The organism is Bradyrhizobium lablabi, assembly GCF_900141755.1.
GTDB lineage: Bacteria > Pseudomonadota > Alphaproteobacteria > Rhizobiales > Xanthobacteraceae > Bradyrhizobium > Bradyrhizobium lablabi_A.
This window is the reverse complement of record NZ_LT670844.1, coordinates 4,930,340-4,947,742: the sequence shown is the minus strand read 5'-3', so window position 1 is coordinate 4,947,742 and position 17,403 is coordinate 4,930,340. Positions and strand designations below refer to the sequence as shown.

Annotated in this window: 13 protein-coding genes; 7 read left to right on the top strand and 6 right to left on the bottom strand. The window is 61.3% G+C overall.

Features of this window, described 5'->3' with window-relative positions; genetic code table 11:
- Window positions 1-19 precede the first annotated feature (19 nt).
- The gene (locus B5526_RS22975; protein ID WP_079541909.1) at window positions 20-1,762 is read right to left on the bottom strand and encodes an ATP-binding protein; all 1,743 of its coding nucleotides are present in this window, start codon (window positions 1,760-1,762) and stop codon (window positions 20-22) included.
- Window positions 1,763-2,314: 552 nt separating this feature from the next.
- Here B5526_RS22975 and B5526_RS22970 point away from each other — a divergent pair.
- The gene (locus tag B5526_RS22970; protein WP_154071398.1) at window positions 2,315-2,566 is read left to right on the top strand and encodes a hypothetical protein; all 252 of its coding nucleotides are present in this window, start codon (window positions 2,315-2,317) and stop codon (window positions 2,564-2,566) included.
- A 530-nt stretch (window positions 2,567-3,096) separates the two neighbouring features.
- On the opposite strand, the gene B5526_RS22960 is transcribed toward B5526_RS22970, so the two are convergent.
- The 3 genes from B5526_RS22960 to B5526_RS39610 form a co-directional block, all read right to left on the bottom strand.
- Window positions 3,097-5,181, bottom strand: coding sequence for an adenylate/guanylate cyclase domain-containing protein (locus B5526_RS22960; protein WP_079541903.1), 2,085 nt, complete (start codon window positions 5,179-5,181; stop codon window positions 3,097-3,099).
- A gap of 249 nt (window positions 5,182-5,430) precedes the next feature.
- Window positions 5,431-6,411, bottom strand: coding sequence for a formylglycine-generating enzyme family protein (locus B5526_RS22955; protein ID WP_244562034.1), 981 nt, complete (start codon window positions 6,409-6,411; stop codon window positions 5,431-5,433).
- A gap of 390 nt (window positions 6,412-6,801) precedes the next feature.
- Window positions 6,802-7,155, bottom strand: a complete 354-nt coding sequence (locus tag B5526_RS39610; protein ID WP_349642743.1) for a hypothetical protein — start codon at window positions 7,153-7,155, stop codon at window positions 6,802-6,804.
- A gap of 36 nt (window positions 7,156-7,191) precedes the next feature.
- Here B5526_RS39610 and B5526_RS22950 point away from each other — a divergent pair, with 36 nt between their 5' ends.
- Entirely contained in the window at window positions 7,192-7,905 is a 714-nt protein-coding gene (locus B5526_RS22950; RefSeq protein WP_349642785.1) for a helix-turn-helix domain-containing protein, read from the top strand.
- Between the two features lie 123 nt (window positions 7,906-8,028).
- The gene (locus B5526_RS22945; RefSeq protein WP_079541898.1) at window positions 8,029-9,810 is read left to right on the top strand and encodes an adenylate/guanylate cyclase domain-containing protein; all 1,782 of its coding nucleotides are present in this window, start codon (window positions 8,029-8,031) and stop codon (window positions 9,808-9,810) included.
- A gap of 111 nt (window positions 9,811-9,921) precedes the next feature.
- On the opposite strand, the gene B5526_RS22940 is transcribed toward B5526_RS22945, so the two are convergent.
- The gene (locus tag B5526_RS22940; RefSeq protein ID WP_079541896.1) at window positions 9,922-11,205 is read right to left on the bottom strand and encodes a cystathionine gamma-synthase family protein; all 1,284 of its coding nucleotides are present in this window, start codon (window positions 11,203-11,205) and stop codon (window positions 9,922-9,924) included.
- Between the two features lie 365 nt (window positions 11,206-11,570).
- Here B5526_RS22940 and B5526_RS22935 point away from each other — a divergent pair, with 365 nt between their 5' ends.
- The 4 genes from B5526_RS22935 (at window position 11,571) to B5526_RS22925 (ending at window position 15,966) form a co-directional block, all read left to right on the top strand.
- Complete coding sequence (locus B5526_RS22935; protein ID WP_079545207.1) at window positions 11,571-13,949, top strand: molybdopterin-containing oxidoreductase family protein; 2,379 nt, start codon at window positions 11,571-11,573, stop codon at window positions 13,947-13,949.
- A 139-nt stretch (window positions 13,950-14,088) separates the two neighbouring features.
- Window positions 14,089-15,090: an ABC transporter substrate-binding protein gene (locus B5526_RS22930; protein ID WP_079541893.1), complete on the top strand. Its 1,002-nt coding sequence runs from the start codon at window positions 14,089-14,091 to the stop codon at window positions 15,088-15,090.
- Between the two features lie 386 nt (window positions 15,091-15,476).
- A complete protein-coding gene (locus B5526_RS38705) occupies window positions 15,477-15,617 on the top strand; it encodes a hypothetical protein (RefSeq protein WP_210199626.1) in 141 nt (46 codons plus the stop codon).
- 85 nt (window positions 15,618-15,702) lie between these two features.
- Window positions 15,703-15,966: a hypothetical protein gene (locus B5526_RS22925; protein ID WP_079541891.1), complete on the top strand. Its 264-nt coding sequence runs from the start codon at window positions 15,703-15,705 to the stop codon at window positions 15,964-15,966.
- A gap of 133 nt (window positions 15,967-16,099) precedes the next feature.
- Here the strand turns inward: B5526_RS22925 and B5526_RS22920 are convergent, their stop codons facing one another.
- A complete protein-coding gene (locus tag B5526_RS22920; protein WP_079541888.1) occupies window positions 16,100-17,344 on the bottom strand; it encodes a threonine ammonia-lyase in 1,245 nt (414 codons plus the stop codon).
- Window positions 17,345-17,403: the final 59 nt, after the last annotated feature.

The window sequence follows — 17,403 nt, the reverse complement described above, 5'->3', positions numbered from 1 at the left end:
GCGCCGTCGACCATGTTTTCTAACCGGGGGCGAGCACGGGAAGTGTCATGCTAATGCTCGTTCCCTTTCCCGGCGCTGAGACGAGCGCGATCCTGCCACCGAGCTGTTGCGTCACGAGATTATAGACGATGTACAGGCCGAGGCCGGTACTGCCCTGCGCGCGTCCGGTGGTGAAAAACGGATCAAAAACGCGGCGCTGAACTTCTTCCGGAATGCCGCTGCCGTCATCGGAGAAAGTGATCTCGACCTGGTCCATGCCGAGGCGGCGCGCCTTGATCAGCATCTGTCCGCCAGCCCCATCGGTGAAGCCGTGAGCGACGGCGTTGAAGATGAGGTTGGTCAGCACCTGCCCGTAAGCGCCGGGGTAGCTGTCCAGCGTGATATCGGAGGGCATCTCGATGGCGAGTGACGATTGAGATTTCACTAGGCGCGATCGCACACTCGCGATGACCTGCTCGGTTGCGAGTTTGAGGTCGAAGGCGCGCCGATCATCACTGCTGCGATCGACGGCGACCTGCTTGAACGATTGAATTAACCCTCCAGCGCGCTGCAAGTTCGCGACGAGCTGTTCTGCGGCGCCGCGACAGCCGTCGGCGAAATCGACGAGCAAGGCGCGCCGCACCTGGCCTGAGGCTATCTGGTCTGTGAAGTCGGCGCTGCGGTGCGCCAGCGTCGATGCGACCGTGAGGCTGGTGCCGATCGGGCTTGAGATTTCGTGCGCAACGCCTGCGACCAGGCCGCCGAGCGCCGCCAGTCTTTCGGTTTCGATGAGATAGCGTTGTGTTTCGCTGGCGTGCAGAGCCGCTTCGGCCAACCTCCTCTTGTCCCGGATTTCGGCAAACAGCGCGGCGAGAACCGATGCGCCGATCGTCACAAGGAGAATGCTGACCTGGGCCGCCAGGACGCGCTCGTCTATGGAAAGACCGGGATTACCGAAATAGCCAATACCAAAGGTGGTGGTCCAAACGATTGAAAGGCTGACAATGAACGCGGCGGCGGCGGCGAAAACCGGCCGGCAACGAGCCGCAAGCCACAACAGCGGCGCGAACAACACGGCGACCGGCCCAACGGTCGCCAACAGCTCCGACCGCAGGAAAATGGCAAGTCCACTCACCAGGGCCAGCGCTGCGACCGCCAAAGCACCTTCGACGAGCTCGCTCAGCGGCGGCCGGTCACGCGAAGCTGAGGCAAGCTCTATCAGCAACGGTGCAACCGTGATTATCCCCAGTCCGTCCGATGCGAACCAGTGCTGCCAAATCGTCAATATCGGCGTCGTCGTGCTGTGAAACAATTTGAATGTCAGAGCCCCGCCGATCCCGGAGACAGCGACCCCGATAATCGCCGCCCCTGCCAATCCCAGCACGTTGCGTAACTTGCTCAGTCTGAAATCCGAACCGAAGTAATGCCAAATGAGCGATGCCGTGAGCACGGCTTCCCCTGCATTGCATAGGCCGAAGAGAACAGCGCTCCAGAGATTGCGGTCGCCAGAGAGATTAGCCACGATGGTCGCGGCCATGGTGCCGACAACGACCGGCCATAGCGCCGCCGACCCGAGAGCGATCAGGACACCGGCGGACACACCCGCGGCAGGCCAGAAAACGGCAACACCCTCGGGTTTGGTCAGCAGAGCAAGGCTGAGCCGCGCTGCCACGAAATATACGATGCCGACCGCGACAGCGAGCCCGATCGAGCCAACCCACCGCGTCAGGTCGATGCCGGTGGACAGCTCATGCTGAACCTGTATTCGCAGATTCTGCCGCACCCCGTGCTCCTTCCCCGCATGGTCCTATTTAGCACAAGACTGGCGTGAATGCCGTTACTTCCGCGATTGGCACCTTTTAAGACATGCTGACGAATCCTGAGCCGTTTCAACGACGTGCCTTGTTGCAGCCCCGGAGTTAGCACGCTTCCAATTTGTCGGTCCCGTCGAGCAATGTCCGCCGTTCGAGCCAAAGCTGACATCACTTTGAGGCAACAAAACTTCGGCTTTGGACAGATACTGTTGAAAAAGTCTCTTCGGGCTGACGAACGAAATTTTTTAGGGCCGCTGATGCGTTCCGATCGCAGCGATGCGAGGGGACCACATCGTTTTACACAAACACGACCACGGACCTTCGTATCCGCCCTAGCGAGCATTGCAGCGGCCGATAGGTCCAAACATCGGCTTTCGCGAGATTTTCAGAGTCGTTCGATTTTCGACTTTTGCAACAGTATCGGCACGTAGCGGACCCGACAGGCGGCGTTGACGATGTCAGCTCATTGTCCGGTACCCGACAGAGTCTAGGAATTTTGCGGTGTGCTTATGGAACCGCGCATGACAGCTAGCGTTTTTGGCGTGGAGGTTGAAATGCAACTCTTCACCCTCAGCATTACTGATCTGACCAGCTTCGAGTCCGTCCCTCACGAGGAGTGGGCTGAGAAGGAAGATCTGTTCGAAATTGGTAACCGCTTGGCGCGGCCAATGCTCGCCGCAAATCCTAATTTTCGTCACCGAGGTATGTGCGTGGCAATTTACAACGAAGCTGGAATAGCGGTGTCGGTGATGCCACTAGACACCCTGCAATAGAGTCCCCCTATACCTTGCCCCGTTCCGACGGGGCTCTCTTTGAGAGTTCGGAGCCGGAAACGCATCACGTTGGAGAATAGCAATGGCGATTTCCAAGTGGGTGCTCTTATTTCTCGTGGTGTCGATTGCAGCAGGCCTATCGGGCGTCGCTAACCGATCTAGCGTATCCGCTGACGTTGCGGGAGCACTGTTCGACGCACTCCTTATTATTTTCGTGGTCCTGCTTGTCTTAGGTTTTACTGTCTATCGACCCGGCTGACCCTTTAATTCCGGCAACGTTAGTGGCTGGTTTCAAGGCGAGCGCAGCCGCCAAGGGACGGTTGGCTCCGTTAGAACCTCATGCGGGCGCGCAGTTATCGCCTCTTGGCACGTTTGAGACATGCCAGCGGCCGACGAGAACGTCCGTTCATCGGGGTAGAGCGGAAGTGGCCGAGCGACGGTCAAAACGGCGTTTTTGACCCGAAGGAGGCATTCCGATCATGTCAGCGACGCGGTGGCCACGGTGCGATGTGCGGGATCGGCTTCGGCCTTCACGGCCGGTAGTCGCGATGGTACCGCGCGACCCCGTCGTCCGGATATTTCGCGAGAAACGCCGTCAGTTCCACTTCGGCCGCCGCCAATGGCCCATGGCGCAGCGCGGAATAGACGAGCTCCCATTCGCGGCACAATTCGCATTGCGCCGCGTGGTCGTTCCCGCGTTCGCATCTCAATTCGTAGATTTCGAAGGACTCGGCAAAACCCTTCGGACTGATACGATCGACGCTGCGGAACAGAAACCTGGACATCACGCGCTGCCGCAGCGCCGAGCTGACCAGTATCGAAGTGCCATAGCTCTTGTTGAGCCCTTCAAGGCGCGCCGCTAGGTTCACTGTGGCGCCCAGCGCGGTGTAGTTCATGCGGTCCTCCGAACCGATATTGCCGACGACGGCCTCGCCGATGTGCAGACCGCATCGCGTCCGGTAGGCGGGCCATCCCTCGCGCTCGAATTGGGCATTCAAACGGTCGTTGGCGCGCAGAGCGGCGAGCGCGGCCGCACAGGCGTTGGCGGCGTGATCCGGGTCGTCGGCCGGCGCGTTCCAGATCGCCATGATCGCATCGCCGATGAATTTATCGACGGTGCCGGAATGTCGCATGATCTCTTGCGACATGGCGGCAAAGTAGCGCGAGGTATACTGCATCACCCTCGCGGGGTCGGCCTTCTCGGTAATCTCCGTGAAATTCACGACGTCGGAAAACAACAACGTGACTTCCCTCCGCACGCCGCCAAGCTGCAGCGGCGTTCCGGTCTCGATCAGCTTCTCCACCAATCGCCGCGGCACGAAGCGCGAGAACGTCTGCGCCACCGTCCGCATCGTGGCGACCGAACGGCCGAGGTCATCGATCTCGCGAATCATCGAATGCACCGGTGGCGCGGCGGAAAATTCGAACCTTTGAATTCTGTCGGTTTCGTCGGCCAGCGTCCGCAGCGCCCGGGACAACAGCGAACCGATCAGAAAGACGATCGGCAGCATGAGCGCGACGAATCCGAGCGCAATGGCAAACAGCCGTCCACGCTCGGAAAGGATGCTGGCAAAGAACTCGTCGACCGGCGCCACCACGGCGACGCGCAGATTAGCCGGGCCGGAATGCGGGATCGCCTGGAACGCCGCGGCATAGAGCCGGCCCGCCGGGTCGTGGAAGAACTGCTGGGAAATTCCGCCTTCGCGCCAGGCGCGGATCGCCTTGAGCACTCCCGCCATATCGGTCTCGCGAAGGCGGGGGATATTGCCCGAAACCTCCCGTCCCAGCATTTCCGACATTTTTGGATGGGCCAGAATGCGATCGTCGTCGTCAAACAGGAACGCGACGGCGGAAGGTGTCAGTTGTTCGCGCTTCAAGAGCTCCTGCGTCACATTCAGCAACAGGTCGCCCGCGACCACGCCGCCCCTGCCCTGCTCGAGCGCCAACTGCACGGTGTAGCCTTGCTTTCCGGTCGCGAAAAATACATACGGCCCGGTCAGCCAACTGCCGTCGCGGCGATCGGCGTCCTTGTACCAGGGCCGTTCGCGCGGATCGTAGTCGAGCGGACCCGGCAATTCCCTGACCAGCTCCAGCCTGTCGGTCAGATACAGCCTTCTGGATTTTATCCCGGCGGGGTCGGACCTCGAGATCACGACCAGGCGGAATGCGGCCTGTTCGGGCGCCTCCAGCCTTGCACGGGTTTCCCGGCCCGAACCACCGATCGCATCCATCTCGATGAACGAGCCGTCGTCGTAGCCCACATAGAGATTAAACAGCTGGTCGTTGTTCTTCAGCATCGCCGCGAGCAACGCGTTCAGCCGCGGGTTGTCCTCGATCTCCGCGGACTGGATCGGCGGCAGTGCGTTCAATATCGCGAGGTTGTCGCGGACCAGCTTCAATTGCGATCCGATCCGGTCCGCCGACAATTCGGCCACCTCGCCGATGAACTTGCTGGCGGCGGCGTCGGTGATCACGGTAATCCGCGAAAAACTGAGATAGACGAGGGTCAGGCCGATGACGAGAACGATCGCGACGAACAGCGCGATGATGGAGGTCTTGAAGCCGAGCCGACGAGGCCCGCCTTTCGCCGAAGTCTTTGGATCGTTCAGCGTCATCTGCCCCCCATTCCCGGACGGCCTTCGGCGCCAGTCGCGGATCGGAACGGATTGACGTCGTTGGTGCCGGCCACCGGACGGATCAGTCTGACCGAGCCAACGCTAGAGCATGATCCGGAAAAGTGGGTACCGGTTTTCCGAAAAGATCATGCTCAAACAAAAAAGATAGAGCGGGATGACGATTCGAAGAAAAGTCATCGCGCTCTAGGGCGCGTGCCTCGGCACTCGGGAGAGGATTGTCGCGCCACCTCATGACTTCCTCCCTGCTCGAATGATGCACCGAAAACCCAAATGGCTCGCGGATGTGTCGACCGGCTCGGCATGTCGCGCCGCCGGCCGGTAGCGACGGCAATAACTGGGCGCGCACAAATGCGAGCCGCCTTTAAGGACCTTGCGCGGTACCCTGATGTCGGGCAGACGGGGATCGTAGCTCTCCTCCACCCGCCCGCCGCGCGGGTTTTCGGGAAGGAAGCCCGCCTCTCGCGCATCGGCCTGATGTCTGGGAGCGTACCAATCCGCGGTCCACTCCCAGACATTGCCGATCATGTCGCAAACGCCATAGCCGTTCGGGGGAAAGGCCGTCACCGGCGAGGTACGGTCGTATCCGTCCAGATGGAGGTTGTGCAGCGGAAATTCGCCCTGCCAGGTGTTGGCCATGTGCACGCCAGCGGGCGTGAATTCATCGCCCCATGCGAACTCGGCGCCGTCAAGTCCGCCGCGCGCGGCGAACTCCCACTCGGCCTCGGTTGGCAAATCCTTGCCTGCCCATCGCCCATAGGCCAGCGCATCCGAATAGGCGACGTGCACGACGGGATGATCGTCCAGTCCGCTGATGCTGCTCCTCGGGCCGTAGGGATGCCGCCAATCGGCACCCTTCATAAAGGACCACCACTGGTTCCAGTCGCGAAGATCGAAGGTCGACGGCGGATGCGCGAAGACAAAAGAGCCAGCATAGAACATGTGCGGCGACGCCCCGGGGTAATCCCCGCCATCGGGCGAAATTTCCGCTGATGTGACGTATCCGATGGCCTCGACGAATTGCCCGAACTGCCGGTTAGTCACCGGCGTGCGGTCGATCCAGAAGCCGTCCACCATCACCCGATGAGCCGGCGCTTCCTCGGGATAATGATCGTTGGAGCCCATGCGGAACGTGCCGCCGGGAATCCAGACCATGTCGCTATCCTGCGACTGCCAATCCTTCCGCTCGATGTCGGCCCGCAACAGCGTCATGACGTCCCCTCCAGACGCAGGCCGTTACGAGCAGACGTCCCAGAAACCCTGGGTCCGGCTTAAAGCGGAGTTGATTGTTGAGAGCATTGTCAGGCCCCTTGCCGTTGCAATTCCCCGCGGCGCCGCAAGCGCGCGCAGCCGATGCAACCCGTCAGCCTCTCTGCCCCATCTTTTGCACGCTTCGAGCGCGCAATCGTCCCCGTGGCGCCTAACACCACAAATTGTACGGCCACCGCGCGAGCATCAGCGAATCTCAAGGCTAGACTACCTTATTGCGAATGTGATGTGCAGTTTGTGCCAATCCGCAAAGCCAGCTATTCCGGGTCCGACATGCCACGCTGAGATCGATCATCTCTCCCGACGCGGATCGCCATTTTCGGAAAATTCAAGTCAAGTTGGGGAAAACCCTTGAAGCAACATCATGGCACCGCATTTTGTCGCAACGAGTAAGCTGACAAGCTTCCGATGCAATGAAGGATCGGAAAGGCAATGAGCCGGCTTCTTTCGGTCAACAGCTGCAACCTCGATGGTTTCGAAGGTCTTCATCGGGCGATCCAGGGCACCCATGTCGACGTGATGCAGCTCGGACGCGGAAAATTTCGCGGTTCGCTGACCCATCTCGGGATCGGGGACTTCTCCCTCAGCATAGGTTCGTTTTCGGTTGGCGTTCGGACCCAGCGGGCGCCGAGCGACGACAAGCTTGTGATCGGGATGCTTCTGAGCGCCAAGGACCGCGTCACCCACTGGTCCTTCGACATGCGGCCGGGAGATGTCCTGGTGATGCCGCCCAATACCGAGCACGACGGAAGCTTCCATGGCGCCTCGGCCTACGCCGCGATTCGCCTCGATCTGGCCGATGTCGCCTCTGTGTTCCGAGGCGAACCGCGGCTGAGTGACCTTGCAAGCTGGCGCGACAAGAATCATTTCCGGTCGGATTCAGTGATCGGTCTGGCTGCGACGCGCAGATTGCCTCTGATCGCGTCATGCCTTTGGGAACAGCAGGCAACATTATCCGACGCCGCGGCCGATTTCTGGAAACGATCGATCGTGGACGCCCTGACGGGCACGATCCTTCATTCGCTGCCTCCTGATACCGGCGGCCCTTTGCCGTCGGCGATGCGGTTGGTTCGAGAGGTCGAGAACTATCTCAACTCCGTTGGTGCTCGGCCGGTGCACATTTCGGAGATCTGCGCTGTGTTCAATGTCTCACGAAGGAGCCTGCATCGCGCTTTCTACGACGTCCTTGGTTTGGGGCCGGTGACCTTTCTGCGTCACAAGCGGCTGTGTGCGGTTCATTCGGCGTTGAGAGAGAGTGCGCCTGCGGAAGTCACGGTTGCCGAGGTGGCGATGCAACACGGCTTCATCGAATTGGGACGGTTCTCCCGCTATTATCGCCTGCTGTTTGGCGAGTATCCCTCGGAAACGCTGGGGATTCACAACACCGCAGCCGCGCCGGACGTCGTCGCCGCGTTGCAAGAACGGCGGCTCGGATAGCCTCGCCGGCTTTTGACTCAAACCGGACATTCCTCGCCAATTGAAAGCCCTCGCCCCTAGCTGCGGATCGGCCAACGTGCTTTGATATTGCGGGCCGATTCAGAGGATTTTTGGGGGGACTTCTTGGCCGGCGAGCGCGTGGAGCGACGACTTGCGGCAGTGCTGGCGGCGGATGTCGCCGGGCATGGGCGCCTCATGGGCGCCGACGTCGAAGGCACCCTGGCCCGGCTGAAGGAAATCAGAAAGACCCTCGTCAACACCACTATCGCCGCGCATCGCGGGCGCATCGTGAAGACCACCACCGACGGCATGCTGGTCGAGTTTGGCAGTTTGGTCGATGCCGTGAGTTGCGCTGTGGGCGTGCAGCGCGAAATGGCGGAGAACAATGCCGGTGTGCCGCAGACAAGGCGGATCGAATTCCGCATCGGCGTCCACGTCGGCGAAATCATCATCGACGAGAACGATATTTTCGGTGACTGCGTCAACACCGCCGTGCGTCTTCAGGGCATCGCCGAGCCGGGCGGGGTTTGCCTCTCCGATGACGCTTATCGGCAGGTCCGCGGCAAGGTCGACATCGCCTGCGACGACCTTGGGCCGCAGGCGCTGAAGAACATTGCCGAGCTGATGCGGGCGTGGCGGGTCAAGCTTGGCGGTGAAAGCTCCGCCGGCGCGCAAGCAGCTTCGCCCGCCGGCCAGGGTCCCGCGCTCGCGCTTCCCGATAAGCCATCGATCGCCGTGCTGCCGTTCCAGAACCTGAGCGCCGATCCCGAGCAGGACTATTTTGCCGACGGTCTGGTGGAAGACATCATTACTGCGCTATCGCGCTTCAAGTCGCTGTTCGTGATCGCGCGCAATTCGTCGTTCACCTACAAGGGAAGGGCGGTCGACATCAGGCAGGTCGGGCGCGAGCTTGGCGTGCGCTACGTGCTGGAAGGCAGCGTGCAAAAAGCGGGCTCGCGGCTGCGGATCACGGGGCAGCTGATCGACGCTTCGACCGGCTTCCATCTATGGGTTGAGAGATTCGAGGGCGCGCTGGAAGAGGTGTTCGAGCTCCAGGACAAGGTCGCCTCGAGCGTGGCGGGGATCATCGATCCGCTGCTGCTGGATGCGGAAATCAAGCTCGCCGCGGATCGCCCCACCGCCGATATGAGCGCGTATAATTTGTATCTGCGTGCGCTTCCGCACATTCGTGCGTGGGCGCGCGAGCCGATCGCGGAGGCCATCGTACTCCTCGAACAGGCGATCGAGCGCGATCCGCAATATGGGCCGGCGCTGGCATCGCTGGCGCTTTGTCATTCCCAGAATTTCCTGAGCGGATGGGGCGAAGGCGCCGCGGTCGAAAGTGAGCGTGGCAGGGTTTTGGCACGACGGGCTCGCGAAGCCGCACCCGACGACCCCATGACCGTTACCAGTGCGGCCGGCGCCTTGTTGAATCTCGGCGAAGACCCCAACCTCCTGAAGCGATGGGTCGATGGTGCGCTCGCCCGTAATCCGAGCCACGCATTCGGCTGGTTATGGAGCGGCTGGATCCGAACCGTTTCCGGTGAACCCGATCTTGCGATAGAACATTTCGAGATGTCGTTGCGACTTGACCCTCGCACCATGCGGCGGGCATTTCATTTGACAGGCATGGGCATTTGCCACTTCTTCCAACCGCGTTTCGACAAAGCGGCAGCCGTTCTGGAGGCTTCGTTCCTCGAGCTGCCGACCTATACCCTGACGCTGTGGTTTCTCGCCTCGTGCTACGCGCAGATGGGGCGGTTGAGCGAGGCGCGTGAATTCGCGGCTCGCCACGCCATTGGTCCCGGCGGACCATGGCTCGTCATTGGACAGATGTTTACTAATCCCGAGCACCGCGAATTGGTGTTATCGGGTCTCCGCCTCGCCACGGGGGAAAGGGCATAACCGAAGGCGAAAGCCTCGGCCACGAGCGATGGCAGCTAGCCTTATGACCCACGCTTCCGCTGTCAAAGGCTGTTGTCGGTTCTTGCACCGGTCGTCACGCAACGAGTGCAACTATGCCTCGTTCAAAGCCTGCGCAATGTCCGCGATCAGATCGGACGGGTGTTCGATGCCGATCGACAGCCGGATCGTGGAGTCGAGAACGCCTATTTTTTGGCGGACGTCAGCCGGAACCCCGGAGTGGGTCATGCTTGCGGGCAGGCTGGCAAGTGACTCGGTGCCGCCCAGGCTCACCGCCAGCTTGAAGATTTGCAGCGCATTCAAGAATTTGAATGCGGCGGCTTGGCCACCCACAATGTCGAACGAGAACGTAGAACCCGCGCCGGTGCATTGCCTCGCGAACACACGGCCGGCGGGGGAAGACTCGTCGTGGTAAGCAAGGTAATGGACTTTCGCCACTTTGGCGTGGCCGCGCAGGTAATCCGCTACGAATCGCGCGTTTCTGTCAGCTTTTTCCATGCGGATGCTCAGTGTTTCGAGCGACCGGCTGATCATCCAGCAGGAATGCGGGTCCAGTTGAGTGCCGATGGCGCCTCGCAATGCTTTGACGTCTTTCATGATGGCTTTTGACCCGAGCGCGGCGCCCGCGATCAGGTCGGAATGACCGCCGACATATTTGGTCAGCGAGTACAACGAAAGATCCGCGCCGTGTTCGATCGGCCGCTGAAACACCGGCCCGAGCAATGTATTGTCGCACGCGACGATCGGCGTGTGCCCCTGGGCCTTGCCGATTATCTCGGCGACGCGGCGGACCATCGCAATATCGACCAAGCCGGTGGTGGGATTGGCCGGGGTTTCGATGAAAATCATCGCAACCCGGCCTTTGCGCATGGCGTCGCCCGCCGCCAGCCTGACTGCGGTTTCGTCGATGCCGTCGGCAAAACCCACGGCGCCGATGGAGAGGCCCGCAAGCGTCTTCGCAAACAGAGTTTCCGTCCCGCCATAGAGCGGTTGAGAGTGCAGAATGACGTCGCCAGGGCAGGCGAACGCAAGGATCGTGGTCGCAATCGCCGCCATGCCGGATGAGAACAGCGCGCATTTCTCGGTGCGCTCGTAGACGGCGAGCCTGTCCTCGACGATCTCGCTGTTGGGGTGATTGAACCGCGAATAAACCAGGCCCGCGCCCATCCCTTCGGGCGGCTCGCGCCGACCCGAGACGAAATCGAAAAAGTCCTGTCCGTCTTCGGCGGTCCTAAAGACGAAGGTCGAGGTCAGGAAGACCGGTGGTTTGACGGCTCCTTCCGACAGTTGCGGATCGTAGCCGTAGTTCAGCATCAGCGTTTCGGGATGCAGCATGTGGTTGCCGATGTGGGTCTTCGACGGAAACGGTTTCACCATGGCCTGTCTCCCTGTCTGGATTCGGAACGTCGCCGTAGGTTGGGGCTTCCACATGATGGAGCGGTCGGGAGCGGTGGGTGCGACTCATCCAACGGCTCCAGTTAACGTTGCCAGGATCAGCGTAGCAACATCCGGGGCTGATTTCACCGCGCCCGAGGCAGCTTTCGCACCGCTTTTGCGGCGGAGCTTGCATACGAACAAAACTTGTCGATTGTCATAGCCAAAGGCTATGATTGCGCTGGCCACGGTTGAAGGCCACGGTTTTTGGACGGAACGGCTTCAACGACGCGCCTTGATCACTTGTTTTGATCACTTGGTTTGATCAGTTGGCCAGCGGCGCACGAAGCAACGATCGAGGTGCGGTCTTGAAAGCAGATAGCGAGACGGAAATCAGGACGCCGGGATTTTGCGCGCTCTGCAAGTCGCGCTGCGGCGCTATCCTGGTGACGCGCGAAGGCCGCTTCATTGGCCAGGAACCAAATCCGGACCATCCCACCGGTCAATCGCTCTGCATCAAGGGCCGCGCGGCCTCCGAGATCGTGTACAGCCCGCAGCGGCAACTTTATCCGCTCAGGCGCACACGGCCGAAGGGCGATGCCGACCCGGGCTGGCAACGGATCACATGGGAGGAGGCGCTCGACCGGACCGCGTCCGAACTCGATCGCATTCGCAGAGAGGCGGGTGCGGAGGCGATCGCCTTCGGCCTGACGACGCCGAGCGGCACCCCGATCTCGGATGACCTGCGCTGGATCGAGCGTTTCATGAACGCCTTCGGCAGCCCCAACGTGGCCTATGGCACCGAGATCTGCAATTGGCACAAGGACCACGCTCATGCCTTTACGTTCGGGCGTTCGATCGCGTCGCCCGACTTCGAAAAGTCGGGCTGCATCGTGCTGTGGGGGCACAACCCGAGCGCAACCTGGCTCGATCACGCGACAGCGGTTCGATCGGCGCGAACCCGCGGCGCGCGCCTCATCGTGATCGATCCCCGGCGCGCGGGCTTTGCCATGCGTGCGGATCAATGGTTGCGCGTGCGACCGGGCGCCGACGGCGCTTTGGCGCTTGGGATCGCCGGAGAGATGATCCGGAACGGCTGGTTCGACGTCCAATTTGTCCGCGACTGGACCAATGGTCCGTTGTTGGTCCGCAAGGATACCAACCGATTCTTGCGCGCTGAGGATCTCGCCGCGCCGCCCTCTGGCGCTAGCGGCGATGATTTCGTTGCATGGGATGCGAGCGCGGGATTGCCTGTTGGCTATTCCGCTTCGCAGCGCGCCTATCTCCAACCGGTTATCCCGGAGCTTGATGTATCGGTCGAGTTTTTGTCGCCGACCGGCGCGTCGCTCCCTTGCCGAACAGCCTTCGGCCTGTATCGAGACCTGTGTAACGAGTACCCGCCCGATCGAGTCGAGACCATCGCCTGGGTCAAGGCCGCACAGGTGACGGAAACCGCAAAACTGCTCTTCGAGGCAGGCCCGGTCAGCTACTATGCGTGGTCGGGTGTCGGACAGCACACCAACGCAACCCAGACCGATCGCGCGATATCGACGCTGATGGCCTTGACCGGCAGCTTCGATGCACCGGGCGGCAACGTCGAATATGCCCGCCCGCCCGCTCGTGACGTCAGCGGCGGCGAGTTCCTATCAGCGGCGCAGCGCGCCAAATGCATCGAGCTCAAGCGTTCGCCGCTCGGCCCGGGCCGCGACCGCTGGATCGGTTCGGATGTGCTGTATGAAGCTATCCTTCACGGCAAGCCGTATCCGATCCGGGGCCTGTTCGATTTCGGGAAAAACTTCATCCTCAGCCATGCCAACGGCGATCGGGGCGCCCAGGCGCTCGCCAAGCTCGATTTCCATGTCCATACCGACGTGGTTATGACGCCGACCGCAGGTTTCGCCGACATCTTCCTTCCTATCAATACGCCCTGGGAGCGCGAAGCGTTGCGGGTCGGATTTGAAGGCAGTCAGGCCGCGCAAAATCTCGTCCAGTTGCGGCAGGCGGTCATTCCCAGCGCAGGCGAATCCGCCTCCGACGGCTATGTCGTGTTCGAACTGGCCAAGCGTCTCGGTTTTGGCGATCTGTTTTGGGATGGCGACATCAACGCCGGGCTCAATGCGATCATCGCACCGCTCGGATTGACGCTGGATGATTTGCGCGCGCAGCCCGGCGGCATCAGCGTTGCTGGCGAGCCGCACTATTTTCGCTATCGCAAGGAGGGATTCAAAACCCCAACCGGTAGAATCGAGATCTTCTCGGAGAGTTTTCGCGAGGCAGGCGAAAACCCGCTGCCGCAGTTCGTCGAGCCCGCCATGTCGCCGCGCCGTCCGGGCAACGACGCGTTCCCGCTGGTCCTGACCTCGGCCAAAGTCGTTCATTACTGCCACAGTCAACACCGCCATGTCCCTTCGTTACGTCGCCGCTCGCCCGATCCGGAAGTCAGCATGCATCCGGATGCCGCGGCGGAACGAGGCATAGGCGAAGACGACTGGGTCGAGATCCGCACCCAAAACGGGCGCGCCCGCATGCGTGCGAAATTCGATCACAGCCTGGACCGGCGGGTAGTAAGCGCCCAATATGGCTGGTGGCAGGGCAATGATGAGCTGGGCCTGCCGGCGTTCGATTCGCTCGCGGATGCCGGCGCGAACTACAACCGCCTGGTTTCGGACCAACATGCAGATCCGATCAGCGGCTCGATCGGCCTGCGCTCGTCCGTTTGCGACATTGCGCCGATCGACCGGGCGTGATGCGCGAAGCGCCAAAGACATAAGCTGCGTTTTCGAGGAAGCACACATACCCGGCGTCAGATGGCTTTGCTCATCCATTTGCATTCGAGTTCAAGCGGTTGGCGTATGAGGCGATGAAGCGCAAGAGTTGAAGGGGTGGATGTCTGTCATGCGCGTGAAGCGACGCACGTTCATCGCGGCCGTCGGAGGCGCGGCAGCGTGGCCGCTGGCGGCGCGCGCGCAACAGGCTGGCGCCATGCGACGGGTCGGCGTGCTAATGGTTGAAAGTGACCCCGTGGGACAGTTGCACCTCAAATTATTTGTGCAGAAACTACAAGAGCTCGGCTGGACGGACGGCCGCAACATACACATCGAAGTTCGCCTGACTGGCACCGACGCTGAGCGCATCCAGAAATTTGCGAAAGAATTGGTCGCGTGGCAACCCGATGTGATCGCAACTAATTCCACGCCCGGGACGGCCGCGGTACAACGAGAAACTCGAATGATCCCGACAGTTTTCGTTGTTGTTTCCGATCCTGTCGGTGAAGGTTTTGTTGCGAGCTTGGCGCGGCCCGGCGGCAATATCACCGGGTTCATCAACTATGAAGCTTCCATAGCGGGCAAGTGGGTTGATCTGCTCAAAGAAATCGATCCTCGGCTCGTGAGGGCGGCAGGCTTGTTCAATCCCGACGCGGCTCCTGGAGGCGGATCATTTTTCCTTCGCCCGTTCGAAGCCGCCGCGCGGTCGCTCGCGATCACACCGCTTGCAACTCCGGTTCGCAGCGACGCCGACATCGAGGCGGCAATCGCGGCGCTGAGCAGCGAACCCGGTGGCGGTCTCGTCATGATGGCGGATAGCTTTATGGGGTCTCATCGGGCACGCCTCATCGAGCAGGCAGCCCGCCATAAAGTCCTGGCAGTCTATCCATTTCGTTCCGCTTCTGCTGACGGTGGCTTACTCTCGTATGGACCGGATTTCTCGGACCTTTATCTCCAACAAGGGCTTTACGTGGATCGCATTCTTAGGGGCGCGAAGCCAAATGAATTGCCGGTTCAAGTACCGACCAAATTCGAACTGGTGGTCAACTTGAGGACAGCGAAAGCGCTTGGCCTCGAACTGCCAGCGACGTTGCTTGGCCGTGCCGACGAGGTGATCGAATAGGATGGCGACTTCCGAGGATTGGATCTCAATCATGCGCGTGAAGCGACGCACATTCATTACGGCACTCGAATAGGGTTGGATGTGCGCGTGCAGGATGTTCCCCTCTCCCCTTCGGGAGAGGGAACCTTCGCGCTATTCTCGCCGATCGACGACCGCATCGTATCTTCCATTCCATCAAACTGTTCTTAAGCGCGATGGGAGCCGGAATCTACTTTGGAGGGCGAAGCTCGCCGGCGAACCATGCCGTCGTCCATGGCATCTGCAGCGGATCAATCCGATCGCATTCCCAGCAGCGAAGCGCTCCCGGCCCTTTGCCGTCCACCGGCATCACCAGCACCATCAAGCCACCGCAGTGCTCGCACCGCTCAGATGAATAGAACCGACCCATGCTGCAGTTTGACGTCGCACCCGTCGCGACGTCCAATCCATTTAGCGTGAGCGGTGAGCAGTTTCCTTCCCGCGATCGTGAAATGTTCGGCGATACGCGCGACAGAGGCGCATGCGCCGACGCACCCTGGAGCATCTGAACAAAACGTGAGGCTTGCCGCGCCTAGCGATCATACTTCCCAGCAACGAGATCGTTGAGAGGGGGCCCAATTAGGGAGACCCGTCATGCGCAAGTTGATCACGACGATAGCGTTGCTGGCCCTGGTCGGCACCTCGGCCATTGCGCAGACGCCTGGTCCGCCAAATCCAGCCCCAGCTCCAATGATGAGCTCGAACCAGCAATTGATACCGGAGGCGCCCGTCGGGCACCGCCAGCCGCGCGCTGATCAAGTACCTTCGGAGAAAAACCTGATGAATCCGAATGATCCAGTCAACCAGGAGAACGCCGCGCTCGATCGCATGATCAAAGGCATTTGTCGCGGTTGCTAAACGCTGGCCCCTCGCCTCAACCGGCCGTGAAACCATTCGACCAACAACTTCACGGCGGCGTTAACGAGGTCGCCCTTAGATGAGCCTTCTGTGCTGCGCAAACATGAACGACGCAGCGAGGCTTTGCACCCCGTCAGTGTTCCCCAACATCCACATCAATGTTGGCCGCCCGCAGGTCGGCGATGGTGGAGGCGAGATGGGCGCGGTCCCGGGTCTCGATCACGACCTCGAGCAGTACGGCCTTGGCGGGCAGCTCGGTGAAGATACGCTGATGGTAGACCTCGACGATATTGGCGCCGCATTTGCTCAGGACGGCGAGCACGGTCGCAAGCTGGCCGGGCCGGTCGACGATGTCGAATCGGAGCTGCGACAGCCGGCCCTCGCGCGCGAGCTGGCGGGTCAGCACGCCGGACAATAGTCGTGTGTCGATATTGCCGCCGCTCAGCACGAGGCCAAGCGCGCGGCCCTTGAAGCGGGCTTCGTTGGCGAGCACCGCCGCGAGGCCAGCGGCGCCGGCGCCTTCGGTCACGGTCTTCTCGATGGTGATCAGGAGGCTCAGCGCCTCCTCGATCTGCCTTTCGCTGACGAGGAGGATATCGTCGACCAGCGCGCGCACGATCTCGGACGTGATGCGGCCGGGCGCCTTGACCGCGATGCCTTCGGCCAGCGTGTCGCCGCGCATCGGCAACTGCTCGCCTTTGACGAGATTGTACATCGAAGGATAGAGCGCGGCCTGCACGCCGATGATCTCGATGTCGGGCTTGAGCGATTTGGCGGCGACCGCGATGCCCGAAATCAGCCCGCCGCCGCCGATCGGCACGATCAGGACGTCGAGGTCCGGCACCGCGGCGAGCATCTCGATGGCGATGGTGCCCTGGCCGGCGATGATCAAAGCGTCGTCGTAGGGATGGATGAAGGTCAGACCCTGTTTGCGGCCATGCTCGATGGCGAGGTGAGCGGCTTCCTCGACATTGGCGCCGCCTTCGATCACGGTCGCGCCATGCCGGCGGGTGTTCTCGATCTTCACGGTCGGCGTGCCCTGCGGCACGACAATGGTCGCCGGGATTGCGAGGCGGGCCGCATGGTAAGCCACGCCCTGCGCGTGGTTGCCGGCCGAGGCCGCGATCACGCCGCGCTGGCGTTCTTCAGGCGACAGCGCGGCCAGCCGGTTGAGCGCGCCGCGCTCCTTGAAGGTCGCGGTGAACTGCAGGTTTTCGAATTTCAGCCAGATGTCGGCGCCGGTGATATCGGACAGCGTGCGGCTATGCTCGAAGCTGGTCCGCCTGACAAAACTCGCCAGCACGCCCGCGGCGTCCTCGACGTCCTGGAGGGTCACCGGCAAATGCGCTAGCGAGGAAGCTGTTGGCGTTTCGGTCATCGTGATCCGGTCCCTGCTGGCCGCTTTCGCGCGGGGCGCGTGGCACTCAACACCTGTTA